Source organism: Shewanella sp. T24-MNA-CIBAN-0130 (assembly GCF_040310185.1).
GTDB classification, from domain to species: domain Bacteria; phylum Pseudomonadota; class Gammaproteobacteria; order Enterobacterales; family Shewanellaceae; genus Shewanella; species Shewanella psychromarinicola.
Genome location: NZ_JBEOPP010000194.1, coordinates 1 through 331, shown reverse-complemented (window position 1 = coordinate 331; position 331 = coordinate 1). Strand labels below are relative to the sequence as shown.

General features: G+C 42.6%; 1 pseudogene. It reads left to right on the top strand.

Annotation, left to right across the window (positions count from 1 at the left end):
- Window positions 1-302 (top strand): annotated as a pseudogene (locus AAEZ02_RS22045) (hypothetical protein); the annotation flags it as partial.
- Between the last annotated feature and the right edge of the window lie 29 nt (window positions 303-331).

Sequence of the window (331 nt, the reverse complement as noted above, 5' to 3'; positions counted from 1 at the left end):
CTGGCGGCTATTTCATTGAACTGAGCATACATAGTCCATGGGAAATCACTCAACACTTCACTTTGACACCTTACATTGTTCAGGGGTTTGATTTTCAATACAGCAGTGAAGAACACAACGGTGCTAACCATTTCCAATTTGGACTAGAAGCCGAACAGAAACTTAATGATTCAATGGCATTGTCTGCGCACATTAGCCACAGCATCGCTCAAGGAGACATTAAGCAACAAGCCAGTGCCGACGATATTCAAGGCAGCTTAGATCAAACCTATGCAGGGGTGCATTTCAAACTGAGTTTTTAAGCTTTGCTAGCATTTTAGCAATCCAAGAC